Annotated in this window: 16 protein-coding genes; 11 read left to right on the top strand and 5 right to left on the bottom strand. The window is 68.7% G+C overall.

The window, feature by feature from the left end; genetic code table 11:
• Window positions 1-3 precede the first annotated feature (3 nt).
• Together sufU and QJR12_RS12485 are read left to right on the top strand one after the other, a co-directional pair.
• Window positions 4-480, top strand: a complete 477-nt coding sequence (gene sufU, locus QJR12_RS12490; protein ID WP_300582638.1) for a Fe-S cluster assembly sulfur transfer protein SufU — start codon at window positions 4-6, stop codon at window positions 478-480.
• Window positions 461-802, top strand: a complete 342-nt coding sequence (locus QJR12_RS12485) for a metal-sulfur cluster assembly factor (RefSeq protein ID WP_300582635.1) — start codon at window positions 461-463, stop codon at window positions 800-802. The genes sufU and QJR12_RS12485 overlap by 20 nt, the downstream gene beginning before the upstream one ends.
• Before the next feature lie 23 nt (window positions 803-825).
• Here the strand turns inward: QJR12_RS12485 and QJR12_RS12480 are convergent, their stop codons facing one another.
• From QJR12_RS12480 to QJR12_RS12470, 3 genes are all read right to left on the bottom strand, one after another.
• Window positions 826-1,575 carry a hypothetical protein gene (locus tag QJR12_RS12480; RefSeq protein ID WP_300582633.1) on the bottom strand — a complete coding sequence of 250 codons (750 nt, stop codon included), beginning with the start codon at window positions 1,573-1,575 and terminating at the stop codon, window positions 826-828.
• Between the two features lie 130 nt (window positions 1,576-1,705).
• Window positions 1,706-3,550, bottom strand: coding sequence for an acyl-CoA dehydrogenase (locus QJR12_RS12475; protein ID WP_300582630.1), 1,845 nt, complete (start codon window positions 3,548-3,550; stop codon window positions 1,706-1,708).
• Between the two features lie 308 nt (window positions 3,551-3,858).
• Window positions 3,859-4,239, bottom strand: coding sequence for a metalloregulator ArsR/SmtB family transcription factor (locus tag QJR12_RS12470; RefSeq protein WP_300582708.1), 381 nt, complete (start codon window positions 4,237-4,239; stop codon window positions 3,859-3,861).
• 150 nt (window positions 4,240-4,389) lie between these two features.
• On the opposite strand from QJR12_RS12470, the gene QJR12_RS12465 reads away from it, so the two are divergent.
• The 4 genes from QJR12_RS12465 (at window position 4,390) to QJR12_RS12450 (ending at window position 8,933) form a co-directional block, all read left to right on the top strand.
• Entirely contained in the window at window positions 4,390-6,438 is a 2,049-nt protein-coding gene (locus tag QJR12_RS12465) for a heavy metal translocating P-type ATPase (protein ID WP_300582628.1), read from the top strand.
• Between the two features lie 2 nt (window positions 6,439-6,440).
• Window positions 6,441-6,800: a thioredoxin gene (trxA, locus tag QJR12_RS12460; RefSeq protein WP_300582625.1), complete on the top strand. Its 360-nt coding sequence runs from the start codon at window positions 6,441-6,443 to the stop codon at window positions 6,798-6,800.
• 169 nt (window positions 6,801-6,969) lie between these two features.
• Window positions 6,970-8,601: an ABC-F family ATP-binding cassette domain-containing protein gene (locus tag QJR12_RS12455; RefSeq protein WP_300582622.1), complete on the top strand. Its 1,632-nt coding sequence runs from the start codon at window positions 6,970-6,972 to the stop codon at window positions 8,599-8,601.
• 140 nt (window positions 8,602-8,741) lie between these two features.
• Window positions 8,742-8,933: a helix-turn-helix domain-containing protein gene (locus QJR12_RS12450; protein WP_300582620.1), complete on the top strand. Its 192-nt coding sequence runs from the start codon at window positions 8,742-8,744 to the stop codon at window positions 8,931-8,933.
• Between the two features lie 9 nt (window positions 8,934-8,942).
• On the opposite strand, the gene QJR12_RS12445 is transcribed toward QJR12_RS12450, so the two are convergent.
• Together QJR12_RS12445 and acnA are read right to left on the bottom strand one after the other, a co-directional pair.
• A complete protein-coding gene (locus tag QJR12_RS12445; RefSeq protein ID WP_300582617.1) occupies window positions 8,943-9,506 on the bottom strand; it encodes a TetR/AcrR family transcriptional regulator in 564 nt (187 codons plus the stop codon).
• A gap of 13 nt (window positions 9,507-9,519) precedes the next feature.
• Window positions 9,520-12,348 (bottom strand): aconitate hydratase AcnA, encoded by a 2,829-nt coding sequence (gene acnA / locus QJR12_RS12440; protein ID WP_300582615.1) that lies wholly within the window; start codon window positions 12,346-12,348, stop codon window positions 9,520-9,522.
• 205 nt (window positions 12,349-12,553) lie between these two features.
• Between acnA and QJR12_RS12435 the strand changes: the two genes are divergently transcribed.
• From QJR12_RS12435 to QJR12_RS12415, 5 genes are all read left to right on the top strand, one after another.
• On the top strand, window positions 12,554-13,132 hold the full coding sequence (locus QJR12_RS12435) for a DUF6676 family protein (protein WP_300582612.1): 579 nt from the start codon (window positions 12,554-12,556) through the stop codon (window positions 13,130-13,132).
• Between the two features lie 197 nt (window positions 13,133-13,329).
• Window positions 13,330-14,793, top strand: coding sequence for an NlpC/P60 family peptidoglycan endopeptidase RipA (gene ripA / locus QJR12_RS12430; RefSeq protein ID WP_300582609.1), 1,464 nt, complete (start codon window positions 13,330-13,332; stop codon window positions 14,791-14,793).
• 13 nt (window positions 14,794-14,806) lie between these two features.
• On the top strand, window positions 14,807-15,520 hold the full coding sequence (ripB, locus tag QJR12_RS12425; protein ID WP_300582606.1) for an NlpC/P60 family peptidoglycan endopeptidase RipB: 714 nt from the start codon (window positions 14,807-14,809) through the stop codon (window positions 15,518-15,520).
• Window positions 15,521-15,733: 213 nt separating this feature from the next.
• On the top strand, window positions 15,734-16,864 hold the full coding sequence (locus QJR12_RS12420) for a MoxR family ATPase (RefSeq protein WP_300582604.1): 1,131 nt from the start codon (window positions 15,734-15,736) through the stop codon (window positions 16,862-16,864).
• Entirely contained in the window at window positions 16,861-17,814 is a 954-nt protein-coding gene (locus QJR12_RS12415) for a DUF58 domain-containing protein (RefSeq protein ID WP_300582602.1), read from the top strand. The genes QJR12_RS12420 and QJR12_RS12415 overlap by 4 nt, the downstream gene beginning before the upstream one ends.
• Window positions 17,815-17,850: the final 36 nt, after the last annotated feature.

The following is a 17,850-nucleotide window of genomic DNA, read 5'->3' as shown; positions in this document are numbered from 1 at the left end:
GCGATGCGCCTGCAGCAGATCTATCAGGACGTGATCCTCGACCACTACAAGCACCCGCAACATCGCGGGCTGCGCGAGCCGTTCGCCGCGCAGGTGCACCACGTCAACCCGGTCTGTGGCGATGAGATCACGCTGCGGGTCACCCTGTCCGAGGACCGGGACCGCGTGACGGATGTCTCCTATGAGGGGCAGGGGTGTTCGATCAGCCAGGCGTCGACCTCGGTGCTCACCGAACAGGTGATCGGGCAGAGCGTGGGCCAGGCGCGAAAGATCCTGCAGGCGTTCACCGAAATGGTGTGCTCGCGCGGAACCGTGGCGGGCGACGAGGACATTCTGGGCGACGGGGTGGCGTTCGCCGGGGTGGCGAAATACCCCGCGCGGGTGAAATGCGCGCTGCTGGGCTGGATGGCGTTCAAAGACGCGCTGGCGCGGGCCACTCAAGATTTCGAGGAGGTAGCCGATGAGCCAAACCACCGATGACGAGTTGCTCGCCGACGTCGAGGAGGCGATGCGCGATGTCGTCGACCCGGAGCTGGGCATCAACGTCGTCGACCTGGGGCTGGTTTACGGCATCGACGTGCAGGAGGACCAGGACGGGACGGTGGCGCTGATCGCCATGACACTGACGTCGCCGGCCTGCCCGCTGACCGACATCATCGAGGATCAGTCGCGAAGCGCGCTGATCGGCAGCGGATTGGTGGACGAGGTGCGTATCAACTGGGTGTGGGACCCGCCGTGGGGCCCGGACAAGATCACCGACGATGGTCGTGAGCAGCTGCGCGCGCTGGGCTTTACCGTCTGATTGGCGCCGGTGCGCGGCCGGCGCTAGCCGCGCCGAAAGTGGGGGGCGTGATGGCGGTGCCCGCCCAGTGGCGGGCACGGGCGCAGGTCGATGCTCATGGCGTGCAGCACACCTCCGCCGGTGGTTCCCTGCGCCGCCAGGCATTTCCCCGCGACGATCGCCTGCGCGGTGGCGGGTGCCTGCCTGGCGTAGCCGGTGGCGGTGGTGACGGTTACGGCGGTCTGCGTGTTCCTGCCGCCCGCCTCGGCGTGGGCGACGGTGATGGTGGTGCCCGAGACGGCGGCGACGGTGCCGCTGAGGCCCGGTTTCTCGGCGCTCGCAGCCGCCGTCGGTGGTCCCGGGCAGGTGCCGCCGACGGGAGCGCCGATCATCACAAATTGCGCGGTGATCGCGGCCCCGGCGGGTGCGCCGTTGGCGGCGGGAGTCACGTCGACGCAGCTGCCGACGGTGACGTCGGTCAGCCGGGCGGGGGTGGTCTCGACGATGCGTGTCGATGACGTGAACGCCACCACGGCCGCGCTTCGATCCCGCTGCGTGAGCCGGATCGTGTCATCCGACACCGCCCTGATCACGCCCTCGACGCGGTCGGTGCCCGGGGCCCCCGGGGCGGGTAGCGGCCCCGGCGGGAGACGCGTCGGGGCCGCCGGAGCGGGCGGTGTTGTTAGCGGGTGATCGGTCGGCGCGCCGCAGCCGCCGAGAAACACCGCGGTGGCGCCGGTGAGCATGAGGCGCGCCAACCGCGTCCGTCCGGGGCGACCTGGGGTTTTCGACACGATGCTCTCCCGCCGCCGGCGAGGCCCGGCACCGCTCATTGTGCCCGCCCGCGGCGGCGCGCGGGCTGTTATGCCGTCCGGCGTGGCTTCGCAGGCCGGGCACCGCGCCGGGGACGAGCCCACCGGAGGCTTAGAAGACCGCCTCGGGAAGAAACATGATCTCGTCGTCGAGCGAGTCGATGATGCGGCGCAACGCGCTCAGGTTCGGCAGCATGTTCTTGGCGAAGAACCCCGCGGTGGCGATTTTGCCCCGGTAGAACGCCGCGTCGGTCGCCGGCCGGTCTTTCGTGGCCCCGTCGGCCAAGGCGGCGTGCGCGATGTCCGCCGCCGCCAGCAGCCGCCAGCCGATGAGCAAGTCGCCGACGGCGAGCAGGAATCGCACCGATGCGAGCCCGACTTTGTAGATCTCCGTGGGTTGTTGCGTGGCGCCCAGGAGGTATCCGGTCAGGCTGGCGGTCATCGCCGTCACGTCCTCCAGCGCGGTGCGAAGCAGCTCAGCGGTTGGCCGTAACGTGTGATCGCAGGTCTCGATGGTGCGCCTGATCTGCGACACCAGGTGATCGAGGGCCGCGCCGCGGTCGCGCACGATTTTCCGGAAGAAAAAATCCAGCGCCTGGATGGCGGTGGTGCCCTCATAGAGCGAGTCGATCCTGGAATCACGAAGGTACTGCTCGATGGGGTAGTCGGACAAATAGCCCGACCCGCCCAGCGTCTGCAGCGATTCGGCCAGGATCTCGTAGGCCCGTTCGGAGCCCGCCCCTTTGACCACCGGCAGCAAAAGGTCGGCGACCCGATGCGCCATGTCCTGGTCTGCACCCGAAACATGTTGCGCGACATCGCAGTCCTGGTGGGCAGCGGCATACATATAGAGCGCTCGCAAGCCCTCGGCGTAGGCCTTCTGCGTCATCAGGCTGCGGCGCACATCCGGATGGTGGATGATCGTGATTCGCGGCGCGGTCTTGTCGGCCATCCGCGTCAGATCCGCGCCCTGAACGCGGTGTTTGGCGTAGGCCAGAGCGTTGAGGTATCCACTGGACAGCGTGCCGGCGGCCTTGACGCCGATGGTCATCCGAGCGTGGGTGATCACGGTGAACATCTGCGCGATACCCCGGTGTACGTCCCCGACCAGGTAGCCGACGGCGGGTAATCCGTTGGTGCCAAACGTCAATTCACAGGTCGGCGAGGCCTTCAGGCCCATCTTGCGCTCCAGGGCGGTGGCGAACACCCCGTTGCGGGACCGAAGTTCGAGTGTTTCCGGGTCGAACAGGTATTTAGGCACATAGAACAGGCTTAAACCCTTGGTGCCCGGGCCGGCGCCTTCCGGGCGGGCGAGCACGAGATGGAAGATGTTCTCCGCGGTGTCGCCCACGTCACCGCCGGAGATAAACCGTTTAACCCCCTCGATGTGCCAGGTCCCGTCCGGCTGGGCGATGGCCTTGGTCCGACCCGCCCCGACGTCAGAGCCCGCATCGGCCTCGGTCAGCACCATGGTGGCCGACCAGCCGCGTTCCAGTCCCATTGCCGCCCAGCGCTTCTGCTGCTCGGTGCCCTCCCGGTAGAGGGCATTGGCCATCGCCGGGCCCAGGCTGTAGAAGAATGCCGCAGAAGGATTGGCGCAGTACAGCATTTCGTTGATCGCCCAGGTCAGCGGCGCCGGAGCGGCAACACCGCCGATCTCCTCGGCCAGGCCGATGCGCCACCACCCGGCATCCTTGACGGCCTGCACCGTCTTGGCCAATTCGGACGGCACGTCGATGGCGTTCCGATCCGCGTCGAAGGTCGGTGGCCGGCGATCGGCGTCGGCGAACGACTCGGCGACCGGGCCCTCGGCGAAACGGGCGGCGTCGCAGAGCATGGCGTGCACCGTGGGAACATCCAGATCGCCGTAGCGGCCCGAACCCAGGACCCTGCCGATGTCGAGGACCTCGAAGAGGTTGAACTGTAGATCGCGCACGTTAGAGATGTAATGCCCCACCGGTTTTCCTTCCCCGTTTCCTCGCACAATCACCCCGCACAATCACCCCGCAAACACCCCGCAAACACCCCGCCAAAGCGCCCACAAAACTCCCCCGCAGTGTGCACTACCCGCAATAAGATACGCAACCGTAACCTACGGTGACGGAACCGTAACGTGCGCTGACCCGACGACAGCAGCTAGTGCGCTGAATTACCGCCGGTATGACTGTTTTTGGCGACCGTTCGGCGTCGAGAGACGACGAGATGATCAGCGGATGATCGGCGCGATGATCGGCGCGGAAAATCCGGCCGGCAGCGCCGGCGCGATCAGCGGCGCGCGGATTGCCCCCGGTGGTGGCCGGGATGTCCCCGCGCGGCCGGGGGAAGGGGATGGGGGAACGTGTCGCTGACGCCCAGGCGCAGGTGCTCGCTGTGATAGACCGCCTCGTCGAGCAGCGCGGCGACGTGGTTGTCGTAGAGCCGGTAGACGATGTTGCGCCCGCTGCGATCGCCGGCCACCAAGCCCAGGTTGCGCAGCAGCCGCAGCTGATGGGAGACCGCGGGCTGCTCCATCCCGACCGCGGCCGCCAGCTCGGTCACCGAGCACGGCGATTGCCGCAGCCGGGTGAGGATGCGCAGCCGGCTCGGGGAGGCCAGCGCCTGCAGGGTTTCGGCGACCTTGCCGACGGCCACGGGATCCGTCAGCAGCGGCTCGGTGCGGCCCTCCCGCTCATATCCCGCGTCATAACCCACCTTCAAATTCAACCACACCACACCCGATAGCGAGAAAACATGTTGACCTTTACATGTATACATTTATACTGCCATCAGTGCGGGCGATCCCGAGGAGGGCGTTGGATGAGCGTGACCGCTGTCGGGGAAACGGTCCGAAACGGCACGCGGCGGGCCGCCGGTGGGCGCGGGGCGCAGCCCCCGGTGGGCTCGGTGTGGTGGGCGCTGGGCGCGCTGGCACTGTTCGTGCCGGGGCTGGGGGCCCAGTTCTGCGGGGCGCCCCCCGTCGTGTGGTGGGCACTGTATCTGGGCTGCTACCTCACCGGGGGCTGGGAGCCCGCGCGCAGCGGGCTGCGGGCGTTGCGGCACAAGACCCTCGACGTGGATCTATTGATGATCCTCGCCGCTATCGCGGCGGCCGCGGTCGGGCAGGTCGATGACGGGGCCCTGCTGATCGTCATCTTTGCCACCTCCGGGGCCCTCGAAGACATCGCCACCAGACGGACGGCGAACTCGGTGAGGGGTCTGCTGGACCTGGCGCCGGACCGGGCCGTCGTGATCGACGGCGGCGGCCACCAGAGGGGAGTGGCCGCCGCCGAACTGGTGGTCGGTGACCGGGTGGTGGTGCGCCCGGGCGAGCGAATCGCCGCGGACGGCATCGTGCTATCCGGGTCCTCCGAGGTCGACCAGTCCTCGATCACCGGCGAATCCCTGCCGGTGACAAAGACCCCCGGTGATGAGGTGTTCGCCGGGACCTTGAACGGATCCGGGGCACTGGAGGTGGTGGTCACCCGCGACCCGTCGCGGACGGTTGTCGCCCGCATTGTCGCGCTGGTGACCCAGGCCTCGGCCACCAAGGCCGAAACTCAGCTTTTCATTGAGCGGCTGGAACGGCGCTACTCCGTCGGCGTGGTGGTGGCCACCGTCGCGCTGTTCGCCGTTGCGCTGCTCTGCGGCGCCCGGCTCGACTCGGCGGTGCTGCGCGCTATCACGTTCATGATCGTGGCCTCCCCCTGCGCGCTGGTGCTGGCTACCATGCCGCCGCTGCTGTCGGCCATCGCCAACGCCGGACGCCACGGGGTCCTGGTCAAATCCGCCGTCGTCGTCGAACGCCTCGCCGGCATCAGCATCGTCGCGCTGGACAAGACCGGGACGCTGACCCGTGGCGTTCCCCGGCTGACCACCATCGCATCGCTGGATCCCGATCACGTCGACGGCGAGGGGCTGCTGCGGTTGGCCGCCGCTGCGGAACAATCCAGCGAACACCCGCTCGGGCGGGCAATCGTGGACGCCGCCCGCTCGCGCGGCGTTGCGATTCCACCGGCGGCGCGGTTTCGCGCCCTGCCGGGCTGCGGCGTCCGGGCGGTCGTCGGGCACACCGTCGTCGAGCTGTGTGGCCCGCACACCTACCGGGGGGCACCGATTCCGCAGCTGGCGACGATCCAGGAGGACGGCGCCACCGCCGTCGTGGTGCTGGCGGACGGCGCCCCGATCGGCGTGCTGGGGCTTTCCGACCAGATCCGCCCCGGGGCCGCCGACGCCGTCGCCGCGCTGAGGGCCTTGACCGCCGCCCCGCCGGTGCTGCTCACCGGCGACAATCCGCGGGCCGCGGCCCAAGTCGCCCGCCACGCCGGCATCTGCGATGTGCGGGCGGCGCTGCTGCCCGAGCAGAAGGTCGACGCGGTCCGGGAGCTGCAGGCCGGGGGCCACCGGGTGCTCGTCGTCGGCGACGGCGTCAACGACGCTCCGGCCATGGCCGCGGCGTCCGCCGCCATCGCGATGGGTGCCGCCGGCTCGGACCTTGCGTTGCAGACCGCCGACGGGGTGACGGTTCGTGACGAACTGCACACCATCCCGACGATCATCGCGCTGGCCCGTCGTGCCCGCCGAGTCGTGATCGCCAATCTGGCCCTCGCCGCCGCCGTCATCACCGTCCTGGTGGCCTGGGACCTGCTGGGGCACTTGCCGCTGGCGCTGGGTGTGGCCGGTCACGAGGGATCCACCGTGCTGGTCGCTCTCAACGGGCTGCGGCTGCTGACCAACGGTTCCTGGCGGGCCGCGGGCCGACGGGCCCGACGCCCGCGCGCCGTGCCTGGCGGGCCGGTCCCACCGGCCGGCCGGGCGGGCGGCGCACCGCGAGGGGAACAAGCGCCCCAGCTCGCCGCGTTGGGCTAGGGGTGACCACCGTAGATCTCACCGCTGAGCAGTTCAACGACACCATCACCGGCAACGACATCGTGCTCGTCGACTTCTGGGCGTCCTGGTGCGGGCCGTGCCGCGCCTTCGCCCCGACGTTTCAGGCGTCGTCGGAGAAACATCCCGACGTGGTGCACGCCAAGGTCGACACCGAAGCCGAACAGCAATTGGCGGCGGCCGCCCGGATCCGGGCCATCCCGACGCTGATGGCGTTCAAGAAGGGCCGGCTGGTGTTCAACCAGGCCGGAGCGTTGCCGCCGGCCGCGCTGGAGGAACTGGTGCAGCGGGTCAAGGCGTTCGACGTCGACGCCGCCGCGGACGACACCGGCGACGGGCCCTGAGCCCGTACCCCGGGCTCGCGGAAGCCGGGGCGGAAGACCGCTAGTCTGTTGGGACGGCGGCAACCGCCGGCCCGGCGGGTGTCGGCACGCCGATCCCGCGGCCGCGACGGTGCCCGGGAGACCGAGCACCGCGTGCCCCGGCCAGACGCAGACGACGAGGAGGGTGACCGTGATCACGGCAACGGACCTGGAGGTCCGCGCCGGAGCCCGCACGTTGCTCGCCGTCAGCGGTTCCGGGCTGCGTGTTCAGCCCGGGGACCGCATCGGGCTGGTCGGGCGTAACGGCGCCGGCAAGACCACCACCCTGCGGATCCTCGCGGGCGAAAGCCAGCCGTATGCCGGCACCGTGTTTCGCACCGGCGACATCGGTTATCTGCCACAGGATCCCAAAGAAGGTGACCTGGAGGTGCTGGCCCGCGATCGGGTGCTGTCGGCGCGTGGATTGGACACCCTGCTCGCCGAGATGGAAAAGCAGCAGGCGTTGATGGCCGAAGTCGCCGCCGCCGATGACCTGGAGCGCGCCGTCCGCCGCTACGGCGAGCTCGAGGAGCGGTTCGCCGCGCTGGGCGGTTACCGCGCCGAGAACGAGGCGGGGCGCATCTGCGCGAACCTCGGGCTGCCGCAACGGGTGCTGGCTCAGCCGCTGCGCACGCTGTCGGGCGGTCAGCGCCGCCGGGTGGAGCTGGCGCGCATCCTGTTCGCCGCCTCCGGCAGCAGCGGTCCGGGCGCGTCGACCACGCTGCTGCTCGACGAGCCGACCAATCACCTCGACACCGATTCACTGGGCTGGCTGCGGGAGTTCCTGCGGGCCCACACCGGCGGGCTGGTGCTGGTCAGCCACAATGTCGACCTGCTGGCCGATGTGGTCAACCGGGTGTGGTTTTTAGATGCGGCACGCGCTCAAGTCGACGTCTACAACATGAGCTGGCAGAAGTACCTCGACGCCCGCGCCACCGACGAGCAGCGTCGCCGGCGGGAGCGTGTCAACGCCGAGCGCAAAGCCGCCGCGCTGCGCGTCCAGGCCGCCAAGCTTGGCGCTAAGGCCACCAAAGCCGTTGCTGCCCAAAACATGTTGCGACGAGCCAACCGGATGATGGCCGCTCTCGACGAGGAGCAGCAGGCCGAGAAGGTGGCCCGGATCAGGTTTCCCACCCCGGCACCGTGCGGGCGCACACCCTTGGTGGCCAAGGGGTTAACCAAGACCTACGGATCACTGGAAGTGTTCACCGGGGTGGACCTGGCGATCGACCGCGGCTCCCGGGTGGTGGTGCTCGGTTTCAACGGTGCGGGCAAAACCACCCTGCTGCGGTTGCTGGCCGGTGTCGAAAAGCCGACCGCCGGCACGCTCGAGCCCGGGCACGGGGTGAAACTGGGCTATTTCGCCCAAGAGCACGACACCCTCGACGACGACGCGACGGTATGGCAGAACATCGTCCACGCCGCACCGCAATCCGGTGAGCAGGATCTGCGGGGGCTGCTGGGGGCGTTCATGTTCAGCGGCGCGCAGCTCGATCAGCCGGCCGGAACGCTCTCCGGCGGGGAGAAGACCCGGCTCGCCCTGGCCGGTTTGGTGGCATCCACCGCGAACGTGTTGTTGCTCGACGAACCGACCAACAATCTCGATCCCATGTCTCGGGAGCGGGTGCTCGACGCGCTTCGCAGCTACACGGGCGCGGTTGTGCTGGTGACGCACGACCCGGGGGCGGCCGAGGCGCTCGATCCGCAGCGCGTCGTGCTGCTGCCCGACGGCACCGAAGACTACTGGTCCGAGGAGTATCGGGACCTGATCCAGCTGGCCTGAGGCCGCAACACCCGGGTCGCCGATCGCTCGGGCCATCCGGCGTCGTGGGGCCGCAAGTGTTTTCGGTGAAACGGGCCCGCCGCCGACGGTGGCTTCCTTAGGCTGGCCGCAAGGGGTCTTGGCATCGCGGGAGGCGCCAGATGAGGAAATCGAAGAAGACGCGCGAACAGTTGCTGGGCGAGTTGCGCAACGCCTACGAGGGCGGGGCCAGCATCCGCAAGCTGGCGGCCTCGACCGGCAGATCATACGGGACCATTCACAGCATGCTGCGGGAATCGGGGGCGGCGATGCGCAGCCGGGGCGGACCCAACCACCGCAGGCGATCCCGCTAACGTCTCGATTCAGCCTCGCCGCACCGAGTTTTCCACCAGGTCTAAGACGGCGGCGAGCAACTGCGGGTCCTCGCCGGACGCCAGCCGGGCCACCAGCCCGTCAAGGACGAGATCCAGGTAGCACTGCAGCACCTCGCCGGGGACGTCGTCGCGTAGCCGGCCGGCCCGGGTCTGGCGGCGCAACCGGTCTGCCGTCGCCGCCGCCAGCTCGGCACCGCGCTGGGTCCATCCGCGGTTGAACACCGGGTCGTTTCGCAGCCGGCGTGCGATTTCCAGACGGGTGGCCAGCCAGTCGAACTCGTCGGGCGCGGCGAGCAGGTCGCGCATCACCTGGATGAGCCCCTCACGCGAGGTGACCTCGGCCATCCGCTCGGCGTCTTCGCGCGCCAATTCGAAGAACAACGTGTCCTTGTCGCGAAAGTGGTGAAAGATCGCCCCGCGCGACAACCCGATGGCTTTCTCGAGCCGGCGGACGGTGGCCCGGTCATAGCCGTATTCGGCGAAGCAGCGGCGTGCACCGTCGAGGATTTGGCGGCGGCGGGCCGCCAGGCGGTCACCACTGACCCTGGGCACAGCCGGAACCGCGCTAGCCGGCCCTGAGCATGTGACGCAGCACGTACTGCAAGATCCCGCCGTTGCGGTAGTAGTCGGCCTCGCCGGGGGTGTCGATGCGCACCACCGCGTCGAATTCGACCGGCTTGCCGGCGTTCTTGCTGGCGGTGACGCGGACCGTCCTCGGGGTTTTGCCGGTGTTCAGCAGATCGATGCCGGTGATGTCGAAAACCTCGGTGCCGTCCAGGCCCAACGAGCGCGCCGACTGCCCTTCGGGGAATTGCAGGGGGATGACACCCATGCCGATCAGGTTGGAGCGGTGGATGCGCTCGAATGACTCGGCGATCACCGCGCGCACCCCCAGCAACCGGGTGCCCTTGGCCGCCCAGTCCCGCGATGAACCCGACCCATACTCTTTGCCTCCCAGAACAACCAGCGGAATGCCTTGGGCGGCATAGTTTTGCGCTGCATCATAGATGAACGCCTGCGGACCGCCCGGCTGGGTGAAGTCGCGGGTGTAGCCGCCGGTGACCCCCGCGGCGATGGGATCGAGCAGCAGGTTGTGCAGCCGGATATTGGCGAAGGTGCCGCGGATCATCACCTCGTGGTTGCCCCGGCGCGACCCGTAGGAGTTGTAATCCTTGCGCGCCACCCCGTGAGCATCGAGGTATTGTGCCGCCGGGGTGCCCGGTTTGATGGCGCCCGCCGGAGAAATGTGGTCGGTGGTCACCGAATCGCCCAGCAGCACCAGTACCCGGGCGCCGATGATGTCGGTGACCGGTTGGGGATCGGCGGTCATCCCGTCGAAATACGGTGGTTTGCGCACGTAGGTCGAGCCCGGGTCCCACTCGAAGGTGGTGCCGGCGGGTGTCGGCAGGCTGCGCCAGCGCTCGTCGCCGGTGAACACGTCGGCGTAGTTCGTGGTGTACATCTGCCGGTTGATCGCCGACGCGATGGCATCGGAGACGTCCTTCTGCGATGGCCAGATGTCGCGCAGATACACGTCGTTGCCGTTGTTGTCGCGACCCAGCGGCTCGGCGTCGAAGTCGAAGTCGATCGTGCCGGCCAGCGCGTAGGCGATCACCAGTGGTGGTGAGGCCAGGTAGTTCATTTTCACGTCGGGGTTGATGCGGCCTTCGAAGTTGCGGTTGCCCGACAGCACCGCGGCCACCGCAAGGTCATTATCGTTGACCGCCTTCGAGATTTCCTCGGGCAGCGGGCCAGAGTTGCCGATGCAGGTGGTGCAGCCGTAGCCGACCAGGTAGAAACCGAGCTTCTCCAGATAGGGCCATAGGCCGGCCTTCTCGTAATAGTCACGCACCACCTGTGATCCCGGTGCCATCGAGGTTTTCACCCAGGGCTTAGAGGCCAGACCCTTTTCGACGGCGTTGCGGGCCAGCAGCGCGGCCCCCATCATCACCTCCGGGTTGGAGGTGTTGGTGCACGAGGTGACCGCGGCGATCACCACCGTGCCATGGTCGATCACGAAGTCGCCGAGCCCGGCGGAGCGCACCGGCACCGGGTTGCTCGGGCGGGCCGGCGCGTCCACCGCGGCCGTCGACATCGGGCTGCCGTTGTCGTCGGCGAAGGTCAACTGTCCCGGGTCGCTGGCCGGGAAGGTTTCCTCGACCACTTCGTCGAGCTTGGAATGCGGTGCCTGCTGGCGCTGCTCGCCGACGTAGTCGCGAATCTGCTTGCGAAAGGCGGTCTTCGCCTCAGACAGCGCGATGCGGTCCTGTGGGCGTTTCGGTCCGGCGATCGAGGGCACCACGTCCGACAGGTTCAATTCGAGATACTCGGAAAACTCCGGTTCATGCGTGGGGTCGTGCCACATGCCCTGTTCTTTGGCGTAGGCCTCCACCAGCGCCAGCTGCTGCTCGCTTCGTCCGGTCAGCCGCAGGTAGTTGATGGTCTCCTGGTCAATCGGGAAAATCGCTGCCGTGGAGCCGAATTCAGGGCTCATGTTACCCAGGGTGGCCCGGTTCGCCAGCGGGACGCGGCCCACCGCCTCACCGTAGAATTCGACGAACTTACCCACTACGCCGTGCTTTCGCAGCATCTCGGTGACGGTGAGCACGACGTCGGTGGCCGTTACACCCGGCCGGATCTCGCCGGTCAGCTTCAAGCCGACCACCTGCGGGATCAGCATCGACACCGGCTGGCCCAGCATCGCGGCCTCGGCCTCGATGCCCCCGACGCCCCAGCCCAAAACGCCGAGCCCGTTGACCATCGTGGTGTGCGAGTCGGTGCCCACGCAGGTGTCCGGGTAGGCCGCTCCGTGGCGGGCCATCACCACCTGGGCCAGGTATTCGATGTTGACCTGGTGCACAATCCCGGTGCCCGGCGGCACCACCTTGAAGTCGCGGAAAGCTCCCTGCCCCCACCGCAAGAACTGGTAGCGCTCGGCGTTGCGCTGATACTCCAGCGCGACATTGCGCTCGAACGCGTCGGCGCGGCCGTAGAAGTCGGCGATCACCGAGTGGTCGATCACCAGGTCGGCCGGGGCCAGCGGGTTGACCTTCGCCGGATCGCCGCCCAGATCGGCGATGGCCTCACGCATGGTGGCCAAGTCGACGATGCACGGCACACCGGTGAAGTCCTGCATCACCACCCGCGCCGGGGTGTACTGGATTTCCACACTGGGTTTTGCTTTGGGATCCCAGTTCGCGATGGCCTCGATGTGGGCGCCCGTGATGTTGCTGCCGTCCTCGTTGCGCAGCAGGTTCTCGGCGAGGACCTTCAGGCTGTAGGGCAGTCTGGCAAGGCCGGCAACGGCGTCCAGCCGGTAGATCTGGTAGCTGGTGTCATCGATGGTGAAGGTGGCGCGGGCGCCGAACGAATTCACCGACTCTTTGGTGCTCATCTCAAACTCCCGGATTAGCGCTGCCGCCGACGGGCCCGATGGTCGATCGTTGCCGCACCACCTTAACAGTACGGTTGTCCTGCTTTGCGGGCGCTCACGGCCGGTGCGGGTGCCCGGCCGTGCCCACTGCGCGCGGGGTTGCGCCGTGGGGCGCGCGGTCGCGTACCGTGCTAGCAGACAGCCGAGTTCTCCCAAGAAGGGCGCGATGACCGGGCAAGGCGCATTCGTCCCGCCGTCGGGACCGCAGATCATCCCATTCCTGCCGGCCTACATCCCGCCGGATGTGGACATGCCTGCGATTAAAGCCCAGGTGGCGGCGGACGGCGTGAGCGCGCCGCCGGCCGACCTGCCGGGACTGCTGCACGTGGTCGCCGAGGCCCGCAAGGACGGCATCAACCTCAAAATCGTGGTGCTCGACCACAATCCCCCGATCGATACGCCGCTGCGCGATATCGCCACCGTGGTGGGCGCCGATTACAAAGACACCACCGTCTTGGTGCTCAGCCCGTCCTATGTCGGCACCTACAGCACCCAGTTCCCGCGGGTGACGCTGGAGGCCGGGGAAGACATCTCCAAAACCGGCAACCCGGTCGTCTCCGCGCAGAATTTCCTGAACGAGCTCAACACACCGGAGTTTCCCTGGACGGCGTTGACCATCGTGCTGCTGCTCGTGGTGTTCGCGGCCGCGGTGGGCACCAGGATCCTGCAGGTGCGCGGCGGGCGCGCGGCACTGGCCGCCGACGGCTCGGCCACACCGGCGGCGGACCGTCCTTCCGACGCCTGATCGGTGGGCGTCCCACGACGCCGGATCACCGTTTGGTCACAGCCCGTGCACTAACCGGCCTGGGTCTGTGACGGAAGTTTCTTTTGTGTCATTCGTGACGTACGGTCTCTAGTGATGCTTGTGTTCAATTCGTGCTTCCAGTGACTACTGGGGCCGGCGCCGTCCGTTCGGGTTGAGCCAGAGGAGATCCGAGTCCAATGAGACGCACTTGCCGCGGCCCTGCTGTGCAGTCGGCCGGCGGGCTCGCGCGGACCGCGATGTCATCTTCCCTCAGTTTTGTCCTGAGTTTTGCCGTGGGCGTGGCCGTGCTGGCGGGGCTGCCGGGACGGGCACCGGGGCTGGCTAAGGCCGACCCCGACACCGGCCCCGACACGCTGGCCGCCCTGATCGCTGCGGTCGCCGAGGCCGACCAGCGCCTGCAGAGCCTCGGCGCCGCCATCCAAGCCGAGCAGGAGCAGGTCAACAAGGCCTTGGTCGACGTGCAAACCGCGCGGGACAACGCCGCCGCCGCACAGCGCGACGTCGAGGTCAGCCGGCAGGCCGTCGACGACGCCAACACCGCGATCGCCGCGGCCCAGCGCCGGTTCGACACCTTCGCGGCGGCCACCTACGTCAACGGTCCGTCCGATCGCTACCTGATCGCGGCCACCCCCGACGACGTCATCGCCACCGCGACCGCCGGGCAGACCCTGGCGGCCAGTTCCCGCCGCGTGCTGGCGCAGCTGCAGCGGGCCCGCACCGAGCGGGTCAACAAGGAGTCGATGGCGCGGCTGGCCAAGCAGAAAGCCGACAAGGCCGTCGCGGAGGCCCAGGCCAGCCAGGACGCGGCGGTCGCCGTCCTGACCGCCACCCAGCGCAAGTTCGGGGAGCAGCAAAAGGAGATCGACCGCCTGGCCGCCGAACGCCGAGAGGCCCGGGCCAGGCTCGACGCGGCCCGCAACTGGGCGGCGCCGGCCCGCGGCGGGGGCGGTCGGGTCGAGTCCGACCGGTGGGATCCCGCATCCCCGGGCCCGGGAACGCCGCCGGATCACCACCCCGGCCAGTGGGATACCGGCTGGGATCCCACGCTGCCGGCGGTGCCCAGCGCCAACGTCCCCGGCGACCCGGTCGCGATCATCAACACCGTTTTGGGCATCTCGGCGACCTCGTCGCAGGTCACCGCCGACATGGGGCGCAAGTTTCTGCAGTCGGTGGGCCTGATCAAACCCAACACCCCCGACCCCGGGTTCACCAACGGACGCATCCCCCGGGTGTACGGCCGGCAGGCCTCCGAATACGTGATTCGCCGCGGGATGTCGCAGATCGGCGTGCCGTATTCCTGGGGGGGTGGCAATGCGGCCGGCCCCAGCCGGGGCATCGGCTCCGGCGCCGACACGGTCGGCTTCGACTGCTCGGGTCTGATCCTGTACTCGTTCGCCGGGGTGGGCATCAAACTGCCGCACTACTCGGGTGATCAATACAAGCTCGGCCGCAAGATTCCGTCGGCGCAGATGCGTCGCGGCGACGTCATCTTCTACGGCCCCGGCGGCAGCCAGCACGTGACGCTCTACCTGGGCAACAACCAGATGCTCGAGGCCTTCGACACCGGGGTGCCGGTGCGGGTTGCGCCGGTGCGCACCAGCGGCATGACCCCCTACGTAGTTCGCTACATCGAATTCTGACGTCGGGATATCTATGGACCACAAGGGTTTTCGACTGGTCAACCGGGTGTTGACATCGGTGGTGACGGTCGGTGTGCTGATCGGGTCGCCCGGTCCCGCCGCCGCGGACGCCGGCGCCTGGGACCCCACGTTGCCGGCGGTGCCCAGCGCGGGCGCTCCGGGGGATCCGGTGGCCATCGCCAATGCCTCGATGGCGGCCACCGCCCAGGCGACGCAGACCACGCTCGATCTGGGGCGAAAGTTCCTGAGCGGCCTGGGCCTGAATATCGCCGGCACCACGGCCGCCACCAGCACCAGCCCCGCTAGAATCCCGCGGGTGTACGGCCGCCAGGCTGTCGAGTACGTGATCAAACGCGGGACCTCGCAGCTGGGGGTGCCGTATTCGTGGGGCGGCGGCACCCTGCAGGGGCCGAGCAAGGGCGTGGATTCCGGCGCCGACACCGTCGGCTTCGATTGCTCGGGATTGACCCGCTACGCGTTCGCCGGGGTCGGCGTGCTGATCCCCAGGTTTTCCGGTGACCAGTACAACGCGGGCCGGCACGTGCCGCCGTCGCAGGCCAAGCGCGGCGACCTGATCTTCTACGGGCCGGGCGGCAGCCAGCACGTCACGCTGTATTTGGGCAACGGCCAGATGTTAGAGGCCTCCAGCATCGCCGGCAAAGTGATCATCAGCCCGGTGCGAACCGCCGGGATGACCCCGTATGTCACCCGGATCATCGAGTCTTGAGCCGGTATCCGGCCCGACGGCGCGACAGGGCCGACGGGCGGGGCCGGGCGCCCGGGGGGCCGGGTCGCCGCCGGCGCGCGCGGACATCGCGTCGACGGAATCACCGACGCCTGGAATAGTTGAACAAGAGCACGCCGCCGGCCGCGATTCCGATCGGGTCAGCAGGCGTGTTCGGCAGTGCTGTGAAGGTCGAGCCGTGGAAGGTAGTAGCCGATGACATCAGCAGGTGGGCTGGCCCCGGGCGCCAGCGGGTATTCCGGCCAGGGCGGGCCGTCGGCCCCCCCGGCGCACGCGGCGCCCGGCGGCGGCAACGGGCTGGCCGCCGAAGTGCACACCCTGGAGCGGGCCGTCTTCGAGGTCAAGCGAATCATCGTCGGTCAAGACCAGCTCGTCGAGCGGATGCTGGTGGGCTTGTTGTCCAAAGGCCACGTGCTGCTCGAGGGTGTTCCCGGGGTGGCCAAGACGCTGGCGGTGGAGACCTTCGCCCGGGTCGTCGGCGGAACGTTCGCCCGGATCCAGTTCACCCCGGACCTGGTGCCCACCGATATCATCGGCACCCGCATCTACCGGCAGGGCAAGGAGGAGTTCGACACCGAGCTCGGCCCGGTGGTGGTCAACTTCCTGCTGGCCGACGAGATCAACCGGGCTCCCGCCAAGGTGCAGTCGGCGCTGCTGGAGGTGATGCAGGAACGCCACGTGTCCATCGGCGGCAAGACCTTCCCGATGCCCAATCCGTTCCTGGTGATGGCGACCCAGAACCCGATCGAGCACGAGGGCGTCTACCCGCTGCCGGAAGCCCAGCGGGACCGTTTCCTGTTCAAGATCAACGTCGGCTACCCGTCGGCCGAGGAAGAGCGTGAGATCATCTACCGGATGGGCGTCACCCCCCCGCAACCCAAGCAGATCCTCACCACCGGCGACTTGCTGCGGCTGCAGGAGCTGGCGGCCAACACCTTCGTCCACCATGCGCTGGTCGACTACGTGGTGCGCGTCGTGTTCGCCACCCGTCAGCCCGAGCAGCTCGGCATGAACGATGTCAAGAGCTGGGTGGCCTTCGGTGCGTCCCCGCGTGCCTCGCTGGGCATCATCGCGGCCTCGCGGTCGCTGGCGCTGGTGCGGGGCCGCGACTATGTGATCCCGCAAGACGTCATCGACGTCATCCCCGACGTGCTGCGCCACCGGCTGGTGCTCACCTATGACGCGCTCGCAGATGAAATCTCGCCGGAGATCGTCATCAACCGGGTGCTGCAGACGGTCGCGCTGCCGCAGGTGAACGCCGTCCCGCAGCAAGGCCACGCGGTGTCTCCGGTGATGCAGGCCGCGGGGGCGGCTAGCGTGCGGTGACGGAGTCGAAAACGCCGGCGGTGGTGCATCCGCCGTCAATGCTTCGCGGCGGGATCGACGACCCGAAGCTCGCGGCCGCACTGCGCACCCTCGAGCTGACGATCAAACGCAAACTCGACGGCATGCTGCACGGTGACTATCAGGGCCTGATCCCGGGTCCGGGCACCGAGCCGGGGGAGTCGCGGCTGTATCAGCCCGGCGATGACGTTCGCCGGATGGATTGGGCGGTCACCGCGCGCACCACCCACCCCCATGTCCGGCAGATGATCGCCGACCGCGAACTGGAAACCTGGCTGGTGGTCGACATGTCGGCCAGCCTGGACTTCGGCACCACGGTCTGCGAGAAACGCGACCTGGCGGTGGCGGCGGCGGCCGCGATCACCTACCTCAGCAGCGGCGGCGGCAACCGGCTGGGCGCCCTGATCGCCACCGGCGCCACGATGACCCGGGTTCCGGCGCGCTCCGGGCGGATGCACGAGCAGACGCTGCTGCGCACGATCGCGACCACCCCCCGGGCGCCGGTCGGGGTGCGTGGGGATCTGGCGGTGGCCATCGACGCGCTGCGCCGTCCGCAACGCCGCCGCGGGATGGCGGTGATCATCAGCGATTTCCTCGGCCCGATCAACTGGACGCGGCCGCTGCGCGCGATCGCCGGCCGTCACGAAGTCCTGGGTATCGAGGTGCTCGATCCCCGTGATGTCGAGCTGCCCGACGTCGGCGAAGTCGTCTTGCAGGACGCCGAATCCGGGGTGGTTCGGGAGTTCACCATCGACCCCCAGCTGCGCGAGGATTTCGCCAGGGCGGCGGCCGCGCACCGCGCCGACGTCAGAAACACCTTCCGCGGCTGCGGGGCACCGCTGCTGTCGCTGCGCACCGACCGCGATTGGATCGCCGACATCGTCCGCTTCGTCACGTCCCGCCGCCGCGGGGCCCTGGCGGGCCGGCAATGATCTCGCGGCCGACCCCCCGGCCCCGGGGCGCCGCCG

It is taken from the genome of Mycobacterium sp. (assembly GCF_029961025.1).
Classification (GTDB): Bacteria; Actinomycetota; Actinomycetes; order Mycobacteriales; family Mycobacteriaceae; genus Mycobacterium.
This window is presented reverse-complemented; position numbering and strand designations above follow the sequence as displayed.